General features: G+C 38.1%; 11 protein-coding genes and 1 tRNA gene. 5 read left to right on the forward strand and 7 right to left on the reverse strand.

All coding sequences use genetic code 11. The annotated features are described in order from the left end of the window. Positions 1-27: 27 nt before the first annotated feature. The 5 genes from OOZ15_RS20455 to OOZ15_RS14030 form a co-directional block, all read right to left on the reverse strand. Complete coding sequence (locus OOZ15_RS20455; protein WP_416337323.1) at positions 28-330, reverse strand: HNH endonuclease; 303 nt, start codon at positions 328-330, stop codon at positions 28-30. 29 nt (positions 331-359) lie between these two features. Continuing rightward, complete coding sequence (locus tag OOZ15_RS14015; RefSeq protein ID WP_265957054.1) at positions 360-737, reverse strand: substrate-binding domain-containing protein; 378 nt, start codon at positions 735-737, stop codon at positions 360-362. Positions 738-1,256: 519 nt separating this feature from the next. Continuing rightward, positions 1,257-1,910, reverse strand: coding sequence for a hypothetical protein (locus OOZ15_RS14020; protein ID WP_265957055.1), 654 nt, complete (start codon positions 1,908-1,910; stop codon positions 1,257-1,259). Positions 1,911-2,060: 150 nt separating this feature from the next. Then, complete coding sequence (locus tag OOZ15_RS14025; RefSeq protein ID WP_265957056.1) at positions 2,061-2,888, reverse strand: hypothetical protein; 828 nt, start codon at positions 2,886-2,888, stop codon at positions 2,061-2,063. A gap of 372 nt (positions 2,889-3,260) precedes the next feature. Next, positions 3,261-3,578 carry a transcriptional regulator gene (locus tag OOZ15_RS14030; RefSeq protein WP_265957057.1) on the reverse strand — a complete coding sequence of 106 codons (318 nt, stop codon included), beginning with the start codon at positions 3,576-3,578 and terminating at the stop codon, positions 3,261-3,263. Positions 3,579-3,940: 362 nt separating this feature from the next. Between OOZ15_RS14030 and OOZ15_RS14035 the strand changes: the two genes are divergently transcribed. The 5 genes from OOZ15_RS14035 to OOZ15_RS14055 all read left to right on the forward strand — a co-directional run bounded on the left by OOZ15_RS14035 (position 3,941) and on the right by OOZ15_RS14055 (position 9,817). Continuing rightward, positions 3,941-4,726 (forward strand): RNA polymerase sigma factor, encoded by a 786-nt coding sequence (locus OOZ15_RS14035; RefSeq protein ID WP_265957058.1) that lies wholly within the window; start codon positions 3,941-3,943, stop codon positions 4,724-4,726. Positions 4,727-5,190: 464 nt separating this feature from the next. Beyond that, a complete protein-coding gene (locus OOZ15_RS14040; RefSeq protein WP_265957059.1) occupies positions 5,191-6,288 on the forward strand; it encodes a transposase in 1,098 nt (365 codons plus the stop codon). Between the two features lie 1,474 nt (positions 6,289-7,762). Continuing rightward, positions 7,763-8,218, forward strand: coding sequence for a helix-turn-helix domain-containing protein (locus OOZ15_RS14045; RefSeq protein WP_265957060.1), 456 nt, complete (start codon positions 7,763-7,765; stop codon positions 8,216-8,218). Then, positions 8,208-8,771 (forward strand): PIN domain-containing protein, encoded by a 564-nt coding sequence (locus tag OOZ15_RS14050; RefSeq protein ID WP_265957061.1) that lies wholly within the window; start codon positions 8,208-8,210, stop codon positions 8,769-8,771. Before OOZ15_RS14045 ends, OOZ15_RS14050 begins: the two co-directional genes overlap by 11 nt. A gap of 776 nt (positions 8,772-9,547) precedes the next feature. Continuing rightward, positions 9,548-9,817, forward strand: a complete 270-nt coding sequence (locus OOZ15_RS14055) for a hypothetical protein (protein ID WP_265957062.1) — start codon at positions 9,548-9,550, stop codon at positions 9,815-9,817. A 520-nt stretch (positions 9,818-10,337) separates the two neighbouring features. Here OOZ15_RS14055 and OOZ15_RS14060 read toward each other — a convergent pair. Both OOZ15_RS14060 and OOZ15_RS14065 read right to left on the reverse strand, forming a co-directional pair. Next, the gene (locus OOZ15_RS14060) at positions 10,338-11,087 is read right to left on the reverse strand and encodes a hypothetical protein (RefSeq protein ID WP_265957063.1); all 750 of its coding nucleotides are present in this window, start codon (positions 11,085-11,087) and stop codon (positions 10,338-10,340) included. Between the two features lie 1,093 nt (positions 11,088-12,180). Further along, a tRNA-Asp gene (locus OOZ15_RS14065) sits at positions 12,181-12,254 on the reverse strand. Between the last annotated feature and the right edge of the window lie 11 nt (positions 12,255-12,265).

A 12,265-nucleotide genomic window follows, 5' to 3' on the forward strand; every position in this document is an offset into this window, starting at 1 on the left:
TTCGGCATTATTAGTACTTTATCTTAGTTAACGATGTTTGGCGTCATGACAAGACTTGCAAACTGAAACAAGCCATTTTATTGGTTCCTTTCCAATGTTCTTTTTTGCATATCTTTTATGGTGAACTTGGGTTGCACGTGCTCCACAGTATACGCAACGCCAATTATCTCGTTTAAGCACTACGTATCGTTTACGCTTCCATTCGCCTGATTTAAGATATACATTCCTATAATATTCACGTCTGCGTTTACGTTTCGTCTCAAACAGCAAACGGTTAAACACAGGTATTGCTATTACAACAATTAGTAAAATTAAAATCTGAAAATTCATTTAATTCAACGGGGTTTAAAATCTTCTCGTCACTCACATAACATTGTATCAAAATCTATATGGAGTTGAGTTGCTCCATCATCATTTACAGTAATCCATTTGTAACTGGTAAGTACATATGCATTACCTCCATCTAATTCTACCCATTCATCTATTCCTTTAGCACCATTCTTTAAATCATCTTTTACAGTAAATCCAATAGGAGCAACATAATTCCTCCCTTTAGTCAAATATTTACACTTATTTGTTTTTACAAGTTCTTCTGCTTGTGCCTGCGAAATGAACTTTGATTTAGTTAGTGTCGGCAAGGTATTGTTTACTTGAACTGGCGACATTGAAGTTGCACAAGAGGTAAGAAATAAAAATACCCCAATAATCAAGCAAGAAACTAGTCCACTTTTTTTCATTTTTTATCTGTATTAAAGTTCCTCAATGTCAGTACTGTTTTTGTTTATGCTGATGCACAACTCGTTTATATACATAACTCTAATTCACCACCCCCATTTAACAAGTCAGGATATCTGTAAGTTTTATATCTTTTACTCCTCCCCGCAAATAATCAAATCCATTTTAATATTCCATACGGGATTCCGTAAAACGGGACTATTTATTTCCTTCTAAAGTATGTTTTTTTCTCTTAATAGCAGAATTAATGTTGTGAAGTATGATTATTTTGTTGTGAGGTTGGAATTTCTTGCCTGCGCGCCACCTGGCTCCATCGCTAAAAAAGTACACTGTACCTTTTTTTTAACACTCGGCCCTGTTGTGAAAAGGGGAAAGTCGGGAGTCAGGTTAGAATTGAAAGTTTTATATAGCATTTATCTTGCTTACTGATATCGCCACGAATTAAAAACTCGCAGGAGTGGGGTTCATGTTTGGCCGTTCCGACCACACGAACGCTTAGCTATTGGTAGCAGTTTTTTATTTTAATTCCACTTATTAACGTCTTTATTTGATTCGGTCAAATACTTAAGAAAATCTACTCCGAGGATTGTGATATTCAAAATATTATTGTCCTCCCTTAGAAGAGTGTAGCTGAAGAGAAAGTCGAGATATTGCTCATAGCTATAATTTTCATAAAACTTTGGATTGTTCTTTTTGGCATTCTCGTAGAAGAATTTGACTGATTCTCTTGTCTGTCCAGCGTGAGAATTGATATGTTCTAAAATCCTTATTTGGGAACCAAATATGTCATTATATACAATGTCAAAGTGCCTCATAATATATAGCAGGCAACCATAATTAGTCAACCTCTCTATTTTTTCTTCTTGTGTCTTTAATGACTGAACTTCAGTTTCATTAGCAACGGCATCTTTGAAAGTATCTATTGTTTCAGGTCGAAAAATTCCAACTACACGATCGATATGAGAAACTTCTTCTGTTTTCTTTTCAGTCGCTGTGGCTTGCTGTTTTGCTTCAAGTGATTTGTTTCCATAACCAACCTTTGTCACTCTATTTATTAAGTCAACAAGCGGTTTCCTGAAAATCAAAATCAAAATCACTATAACTAAGGGCCATTTCAGAGTGTCCGCTAGGCTGATATAATCGAATACTTGTTCTATATTTTCTTTTTCGTCCATGTGTTTTTTAATTGCTACCGTGTTTGTATAAGATTAGTTGCGTGTTCAAGCACCTAATTTAGCAAATACAAACCGAATAGAAAATCCGCGAGGATTTTCGTAAGTAGGCTTGCACTAGCAATTAATTTTATAGGGTGTTGGCAACTGTTTTTATTTCAAATAATTCTTTATAAATTGAAAAAGGCGATAAATAAATAATCCGAATATCAAGTTTAAAAACCCAACTATTCCCAATATCACTATTGGTTTTAAGGATTCAGGAAAATAATATGATAGTAGAATGGTGGTTAGGACAAAAATAATCAGTCCGTAAGTAATCATTCCTATGCCGAGTTTTTTGTCCTCATCATATTTGTCATTTTCTTTGATTAATTTCAGTCCTTTATGTTTTATGTCAATTCCAATATTTGGTTGTTGTGCGTTATCGTTTTCTGCTAGGATGTTAAATTTAATTTCAGATTTTCGATTAAATACAGGTAGGTAGAACTTAGAATTTGTTTGGAAATATTCAATGTCATTTTCAAGTTTTACTGGGGTAATATGAGTCGGGTCTTCTTTCTTTTTTTCAATGTTTTCAGTATTCTGCTTGAGTACTTCCACTAGTCCATTATAGTGGTTTTTTTCCAATGGAATTGATTTTCCTGAGTCTACATAAAATCCGTTTTGCCCTTTTATAAACGAATTTTTATCAACCCAAATGTCGATGAAAATATCTTGGTAGTCTTTATTACTATCATTTTCGAGAATGATGGTCATAAAATTCAAATGATTAGTTTTCAGTCCATTGTAATAGACTTCAATATTTCCCCAATATTCATTTTGATTTGAGGTTGCCAATGGTTGAAATAGAATATTGTATTTTATGAAAGTAAGTCTGTTTTTGAATTTTTCAAGATATATTCCGATAGCAAGACTAACCAAGCCTGTTATAACAAGTGAGATTGTAGTAGGTGCGATGTCTTGTAAAAATTCAGTCATAGTTTTCGTTTTTCAAATAGTTGCCAACTTGTTTATATCCCCATATTTTTACTGCTTATCCCGAAAATTTGGTTGTATATACACAGGTTTTATATATCTTATTTCTCCCCGCAAATAATCAAATCCATTTTAATATTCCTTACTGGATTCCGTAAAACGGAGCTATTTATTTCCTTCTAAAGTATATTTTTTTCGCCTAAAAGGAGAATTTTTGTTGTGAAGTATGATTATTTTGTTGTGAAGTTGGGATTTCTTGCCTGTGCGCCACCTGGCCCGTTCACTAAATTAGTCCACCGGACTAATTCTTTACGCTCTGTCCTGTTGTGAAAAGGAGGATGACCGGTGACGGGAATAAAACTAGTGGTTTTAGAATTATTTGTATTCGTAACCATCATTCAAAAACTTTCCGTACTTCTTTTCTACCAATTTAAAAAAATCAGAAAGAGATATATTTCTAGATTCGCAGATTTTGTGAAGTGTTTCGACAGGAATGCGATACTCTTTGGGGGTTTTTATTTTTCTTACAATGCTTTCTTCTACATTATGATGATCTGCAAAAGATCTTTGAGATTTTTTAGAATTAAGCCAAGGTGTTAGCCATTCTTTCGTTATAAATTCACATATAATTTTATTAACCCCTATCATATAACAAAAAAATAGAATACTTGAAGAATGATTGCGCACGTTCATACGCAATAAGAAAAATTTTATTATATTTGTTTTGTAATATTATATTTGCGAAACTTCTTAGAGTAAAATATTAGAAGCATTCGCTTTGAAGCCTGATCTAAAAACTGGTAATTTTTAAACGACAGGGTGATAAGTGTAAATGCTCACGACCCGGGCGTGGGCTTACTTGTTGTCGTGCGGTATACCAGTACCTTAGATCGATAAGTTGAGTATCCACGCCTTTTTATTTATAGAAAAAGTGCATTCTTCTCAACCCTTTTCAAAGTTATCTTCTCTTTATAAGCTGTAAGAACTCGCATCAGCTATTTTATCAATCCAATTTAATTCCGGTGGAAGCTACCGCCGCTTTAAATGAGTTCGTTATGTCACACCGTAATTTTAAATTATTAAAAAACAGTGACCCCACTGCTTTGGTACAAATCCACGCGCAATACAGCAGAAGTATCTTTTGGATGGGCAAGCAATGGCTTGATGATGAATTTGTGGTAAAATCTTTAGTTCAGGATGTTTTTTTAAAATTATGGGTGCATAGGGACAAAATAGAATCTCCTAAGCATATTTTCTTTTTTTTACGGTTTGTCATGAAAAGGGAATGTATTTCATATTACAGCAAACCCAAAAACAGGTTTTTTAGAACGGTCAACTCCTTAGAGAATTACGGCAATTACCAAGATTATATGCTAGGTTATGATCCGGTAAATGATGATGAAAGTTTACGGGATCAGGAGTCGAAACAAAAAGCCTTCGACCAAATCAAAAAGGTATTGCCCTTGTTAAGTGCAAAAAGGAGACACTTGATAGAGCTCTGTTTAAAATACGGCTTTCAATATAAAGCGATTGCCGAGGTTATGGGAAAGGGTATCACCGAAACCAGCAACGAGGTAAAACGGGCTATTGAGGACATAAAGAATATGGTCGATCAGGGAAACAGGCTTGGCAACGACCAAAAACGGCTTACCCGTATAAAAGTGCAGGGAACCATGACCGAAGAGCAGTCCACGGTATTAAAACTTAGGTGTGAAAAGAAGTTTTCTTTTGCGGCTATCGCCAGGGAACTCAACCTGTCTGAAAAGGAAGTGCATAAAGAATTTATGGCCGCGTATAAACTCATGCAGGAGAAACATACGGAACAATTAGAATCAGCTTAGACATGAAATGAGCATAAACAAATTTCATCATTATATACCAACTGATATGATTAAATTTTTTAAACATACTGAATTTGTTAAGGTTTTGATGAAATCTCAATGTTTGTGGTTTGGTTCCGGCCTACGATAGGACCAAGCGTTAAAAAAACATCCAGTGGATGTTTTTAGCGACGGGGCCAGCCGGCGCGAAGGAATAATGACTCAGGCGGAATGAGTTTTTTTTCATCTGTGGCTGGGGATTCCGTAGTATTTTCTTATGTTTTTATCGTCAGCCTAGACTTTTTTGGTTCTTTTTTGGGCAATGCAAAAAAGAACAGATGAAAATTTATTTAGGACGGAATTGATGCGAAACAGAAGGTTCACGAACACTATTTATATAATAAGAGTTAAGTGAGTAATTCCTGAATGTGCAGAAATTTTTAGTTTTTTCATCCGCCGTTGGCGGACTATAAAATTTTAAACAGATGAAAAATTCAACACTCAAACTCACCCGAAAGATCCAGCTTTTGGTCGATCTGCCCACTCAAGAGGAACGAAAGGAGGCGCTGGACAAGCTTTACCGGTGGCAAAACCGCTGTTACAGGGCGGCCAACCTTATTGTTTCCCATTTGTATGTACAGGAAATGATCAAAGACTTCTTTTATCTTTCTGAAGGAATCAGGTATAAACTGGCCGATGAAAAAAAAGATGAAGATGGCATTTTACAATGTTATCGTCTCAACGCAACCTATCGTGTTATATCGAATCGCTTTAAAGGTGAAATCCCAACCAATATTTTGTTAAGTTTAAACAAAACTTTAGTTTCTACTTTTTATAAAAAAAAGTCTGAATATTGGAAGGGTATGCGTTCACTGGATAACTTTAAAAGTGATATGGCATTTCCATTTTTACCGATAAACATAAGAAAATTACACTATGAGGAACAGAAAAAGGCATTTTGTTTTCGATTGTTTAAAATCCCATTTAAGACGTATTTAGGGAGGGATTTTAATGACAAACGAAAACTATTGGAACGTTTTGTAAATGGAGATATTAAGCTATGTGCTTCGCATATTAAACTAAAAGGCAAAAAAACCTTTTGGCTGGCGACCTTTGAAATTGAAAAGGAAAAGCATGACCTGAAGCCCGAGGTCGTAGCAGAGGCCTCACTCTCTCTTGAATATCCTATGATTGTAAAAATTGGAAGTACAAGGCTCAGTATCGGCACTAGGGAAGAGTTTCTGTATAGAAGGTTGGCGATACAGGCAGCCCGGAAAAGGACTCTTGAAGGTATTGCTTACTGTAAATCAGGTAAAGGACGTAAACGAAAACTTAAAGCAGTGGACAAGTTCCACAACACAGAAAGTAATTATGTAGACCACCGACTGCATGTATACAGTAGAAAACTCATTGATTTTTGTGTGAAACATCAGGCCGGAACGCTTATTTTATTAAACCAGGAGGACAAGATCGCGATTGCAAAAGAGGAAGAATTTGTACTTAGAAACTGGAGCTATTATGAACTGATGACTAAAATAAAATACAAGGCTGAAAAAGCGGGTATTGAACTTATTATAGGTTAAGGAATTTATCGAGGGTGCTTGTACACCCATAGGGTGAGGTTTAATAACGCTCACTAAATGCGGATAGCATATACAACCCCTCCAATCTTTAAAATCGATGAGGTTAATATCATTCATTAAATGCAAACTGAATATTAAATTAATGTCTATAAAAATACAAATCCCAAAGCTAGGTATTGATCTTATTACGGATTAATAGCTTGATTTTAAGGATGCTTGCACACCCGTAAGGTGAGGTTACTTACGAACGCTCACTAAATGTGAACAGCATATACAACGGCGTGGGTTCTCTTATTTTGACATCCCTTAATTAGAGGGGCAAGAAACAAAGTAATGTCACCCTGAAAGGCATTGTCCCCTTGAGGGGACTTTAGGGGTGTTATGACGGTATGCCAAAAGAATTTATCACACTCTCTTGGACAAGCAAAGAAATCGAAGATTCATGGACACCTATTAAAAAAACAGAAAGGTTCGTGAATAAATGAACAAAAGCCTATGAAAATGTCGGGAACAATGTCACCCTGAGTAATGTTGTCATGCTGAGCTTGTCGAAGCACAGTCGAAGGGCTGCACTGAGCAATGCCACCCTGAGCTCCTGTGCTGAACATGGTTTCAGTATGTCGAAGGATTGACGAAGTATCGAAGCACAATCAAAACACCAAAAGAGAACGTTCATTTTAAAACCAGCAGTAATCAAAACCCGCCCTAATTGTTTTTTTGTAGCAAATCAGGGACTATTTTGGCGATGGACGAAGCAGCAATGGTAATAGCATCCGACGCAGGAGGAGCGGCTACCATGCGGCGGATCAAAATAGTCACGTAGATTTCAAGAGGCATGAACGTTAAGAAAATTTCCGGTGGACATTTTTAGTGAACCTGCCTGTCGGCAGACAGGGGAGCCAGCCGGCGCAAGGGGAATTCAGGCTAGATTTTTTTGGCTTGGTTTATCCTGAGCGTAGCCGAAGGGTTTTTTCATCGATGGAAACCGACAACGGAGGTTCACGAACCCAAAATCAACTGCCTCGGGGCAAGCCCACGAGGTATTCAAACGAACAAACCTTAACCCATTTCGACGCAGAGCATCGGGGAATTAAAACCCATTTAATGGGATTAAAAATAGAAAAGGGCGTGAGCTAAAAAATGAACAAAAGCATGAAACAAAGACGAAATGACAAAACAATAACCAAAAGCCTATGAAAATGTCGGGAACAATGTCACCCTGAGTAATGTTGTCATGCTGAGCTTGTCGAAGCACAGTCGAAGGGCTGTACTGAGCAATGTCATCCTGAGCTCCTGTACTGAACATGGTTTCAGTATGTCGAAGGGCTGCACTGAGCAATGTCATCCTGAGCTTGTCGAAGGATTAACGAAGTATCGAAGCACAGTCGAAGGCTCATTGATTTTCAATTAACTTTCATATATTTCGTTTGTTTCGATTATTTCGATTAACTTTGCGATAAACCGTAAACTCAAAATGGAAGAATTAAAAGATATACGAAGACCTTCTAAGGAAGAGCAGACTACTGCCATTGCTTCTTATAATGCCCTGTCGGCTACTTTGGAGGAGCTAAAGGTTAAAAACCCTGAAATAGAAATAGAAGAAACTCAGGATAAAATTAAAATTCCTTTAAAGGCTTTAAGGTTATTGGCTACCATTCTAAAAGCTATGGGAGAAGGAAAGCCCATTTCCATAGTTCCGATGGCAACTGAAATGACTACTCAGTCGGCTGCAGAATTTTTAGGGTGCTCAAGGCCTCACCTTGTAAAGCTATTAGAGAAAGGTAAAATCCCTTTTACCAAAATAGGAAAGCACCGAAGGGTAAAGTTTGAAGATGTGGCCAATTATAAAGAGGCCATGAAAGAACAGCAAGAAGCATTACTCAAAAAAATGATGAAGTTGGACGAAGAATCCGGGTTGTATGATTCATAGTGTTCGTTTTACTTGTGTGTTAGACACTAATGTAATCTACCCGATTGATATCCGTGATTTGTTGTTTTGGTTTGCTGTTTATGAACTTTTTACACCTAAATGGAGTAAGCACATCTTTGATGAATGGGAATCGGTAATGAAGCGAAAAGGGGTTCCGGATGCTGAAATAAAAAAACGCATTAAAATGGCCAATGATGCATTTCCGGACGCTTTTGTCAATAATTATGAAGGCCTTATAGACGGTTTAACACTACCAGATGAAAAAGACAGGCATGTATTGGCAGCAGCTATTAAAACAAACGCCAATATCATTGTAACCAACAATCTCAAAGACTTTCCTAAAGAATATATAGTTACTTTTGGATTGAGCGCAAAAGGGGTCGATGATTTTTTAACCGATATTATTGATCTAAACCCGCAAAAAGCCATAGAAGCATTTCGTAAACTTGTTTTAAACAGAACAAATCCCGACCTGGATGAATTTGAAACGCTGGATAGATTTAGAAAATTAGGTTTAAACGATACAGCCAATTATTTGCATGCTCTTCTATAACTAAACTATTTGGAAATCCTGAACAGTTCAACAAGAAAGAAATCGAAGCCTGACTAGAAATAGACTTCGCTATAATCTTGATATGATAATATCTGTAGGCAGAGCCCTGACACTTCGAAGCGTCACCCCTGCCACCCTGAACTTAGCAATGTCATCCTGAGCTCCTGTGCTGAACATGGTTTCAGTATGTCGAAGCATCGAAATGCAAACAAAACGGTATGTCATGCTGAGCCTGTCGAAGCATCAAAAGAGAACGTTCATTTTAAAACCAGCAGTAATCAAAACCCGCCCTAATTGTTTTTTTGTAGCAAATCAGGGACTATTTTGGCGATGGACGAAGCAGCAATGGTAATAGCATCCGACGCAGGAGGAGCGGCTACCATGCGGCGGATCAAAATAGTCACGTAGATTTCAAAAAAAAAGAATTCAGGCTAGATTTTTTTGGTTCGTTTTTTCATCGATGGAAAAAATGAACAAAAGCATGAAACAAAGACGAAATGACAAAACAATAACCAAAAGCCTATGAAAATGTCGGGAACAATGTCACCCTAAGTAATGTTGTCATGCTGAGCTTGTCGAAGCACAGTCGAAGGGCTGCACTGAGCAATGCCACCCTGAGCTCCTGTGCTGAACACGGTTTCAGTATGTCGAAGGATTGACGAAGTATCGAAGCACAATCAAAACACCAAAAGAGAACGTTCATTTTAAAACCAGCAGTAATCAAAACCCGCCCTAATTGTTTTTTTAGGGCCGAGCGTTAAAAAAACATCCGGTGGATGTTTTTAGAGAACCTGCCTGTCGGCAGACAGGGGAGCCAGCCGGCGCAAGGGGAATTCAGGCTAGATTTTTTTGGCTTGGTTTATCCTGAGCGTAGCCGAAGGATTTTTTCATCGATGGAAACCGACAACGGAGGTTCACGAACCCAAATTAAAAATAGAAAAGGGCGTGAGCTAAAAAATGAACAAAAGCATAAAACAAAAACGTATGTCACCCTGAGCCTGCCGAAGGGCTGCACTGAGCAATGTCATCCTGAGCTCCTGTGCTGAACATGGTTTCAGTATGTCGAAGGATTGACGAAGTATCGAAGCACAATCAAAACACCAAAAGAGAACGTTCATTTTAAAACCAGCAGTAATCAAAACCCGCCCTAATTGTTTTTTTGTAGCAAATCAGGGACTATTTTGGCGATGGACGAAGCAGCAATGGTAATAGCATCCGACGCAGGAGGAGCGGCTACCATGCGGCGGATCAAAATAGTCACGTAGATTTCAAAAAAAAAGAATTCAGGCTAGATTTTTTTGGTTCGTTTTTTCATCGATGGAAAAAATGAACAAAAGCATGAAACAAAGTTGAAATGACAAAGCAATAACCAACATGCCTATGAAAGTGTCGAATACCACATTGGTAAATAAAACAAAATGTCACTCTGAGCTTAGCCTGCACTGAGCCTGCCGAAGTGTCGAAGGGCTATCGAAGCACAATAACTAAAAGGCTTTTTATCCTGACAGCCCTTCAAGGGTTTGAAACCCTTGAAGGGCTCTGGGACCAAGCAACATCTGGAATAATTTAAAAAACATCCAAAAGCTTTATCCCCGTAGCACCCTCAGCCTTTAAAATCTCTAGCGTCCCCGACACCTCCTGATAAAAACGGATACCCAAAAAGGCAAATTTCATACCACCATCTTTGGGGGTGTCTTCCGGTGCCAACACAATATGGTTATTGTCAAAATCCTTCCCTATGCTTACAGGAGCTGCCATATAGGTTGTCGAAGTCAAAACCTCAAAATCCATTCGCACAATGCCAAAGAGCAGTTCAAAATGGGTCGCATCCGGGTGAAACCTGAATTGCCCCATGTCAAAGCCAGATATATCGCACTTATAACTTTCCCTGTCAAAAGCAATGTCGGCCACAAGGGTGGTTTCCACATCCCTTTTGGGGGTAAAACTAAAATCCTTGAGCAATTGCCTCCCCCTATCGGTTTCCAAGCCCTTGCCCACTCTCCGTTTTCCTCTTTCGGATGCGGAGTCACAGGTCTTTATCTGCTGGAAAACCTTCATCATCCTGCCGTGCAATGTCGGATCTTTATGGTGTTGCAAAAAGGGGTACAGGCTATCCTTAAAAACTTTTTTTGTACGCGAACACAAGCCAAACTCACTGCTGTTCTCGCGCACCCGCTCCATCTTCGGGGATTTCTTGATCGCTTCCTTATTGAATCCACCACCGGCCTTTCGGGCCACGGGAACGCCCTTTCTATAATAAAAATTGACCCCGTCTATAGTCCCTGTAAACTTTACAATACTCTTTTGTTTTGCCATGGGTATTTAGAATAGGTGTTATTTGTTAATATTTATTGATTTTTATCGGTCAGATAATGCCCTGATTATCACGCTTGGTTTGATAAATCTTCTATGGGCATTCATAACTAAGATACAACAAAAACATAGATGACCCATATTTATAGCGTATATATAGCGTATATATGGCGTATATATAACGTGTTTATAGCGTATTTATAACGTATATAACATATATAAACAACATCCCACACCCATAGATTAACCAATAGGGTTAAGAGGGTGCTTGTACACCCGTAAGGTGAGGTCAATGACACTCACTAAATGCGAACAGCATATGCAACTAACTGACGACTACACTGACGTGGGTTCACTTATTTTGATAAACCTTAATTAGAGGGGGCAAGAAACAAAGGAATGTCACTCTGAAGGGGACGGAGCGTTTAAAAATAAAGGGGTTGTCTAAAAAGTAATTTAATCTGGATATGTCAGGTTGAGCGCAGTCGAAACCTCCTGATTTTCAACAGACGTTTAGTTCTCGACTGCGCCTGTCTGCCGACAAAGGCAGGCTCGAACTGACAAGAAACAATCTTTTTAGACAGCCTCGTTTTTCAATATTGTACATAATACTAAAAATCTTATTGATTGGATTTCTTTATCTTAGAGATAATCTTTTTACGGTACTCTTCTTTTTGCTCCATCATCTTTTTCAATGTAGCAACCGTCTTTTTATCTGGAGATATGTTAACTGTGACGAAGTGTCGAAGGGCTGCCGAAGCACAATAACTAAAAGACCTTCAAGGTTTTGAAAACCTTGAAGGTCTCACTAGAATAATTTAAAAAACACAGCTTCCAAGAGTTATGGGTGTTTTTTTAGTTGTGGGTTGGGGTTTGGTACTTGGAATTTGGGATTTATAGCCTGCCGGCTGGGCTATAAATCAAAAAAGCCTTCCATATTCCGATAAGAACCGGAAGGAAAGCCTTTCATTGGTTAAGTGCTCAACTTGGTTGGGCACCTCTACTAAACCTTCAGCAGTATTACTACCACTGAACAACACAACTATTTTTATGCCAAAAAAGCCCCAATTTATTGATTGAAGCTTTTTGCTTTTCGCGGTCTGGACGGGATTCGAACCCGCGACCCCATGCGTGACAGGCATGTATTCTAACCAGCTGAACTACCAGACCTTTCCTGATTG

Source organism: Galbibacter kalidii (genome assembly GCF_026241135.1).
In the GTDB taxonomy this organism is placed as follows: Bacteria; Bacteroidota; Bacteroidia; order Flavobacteriales; family Flavobacteriaceae; genus Galbibacter.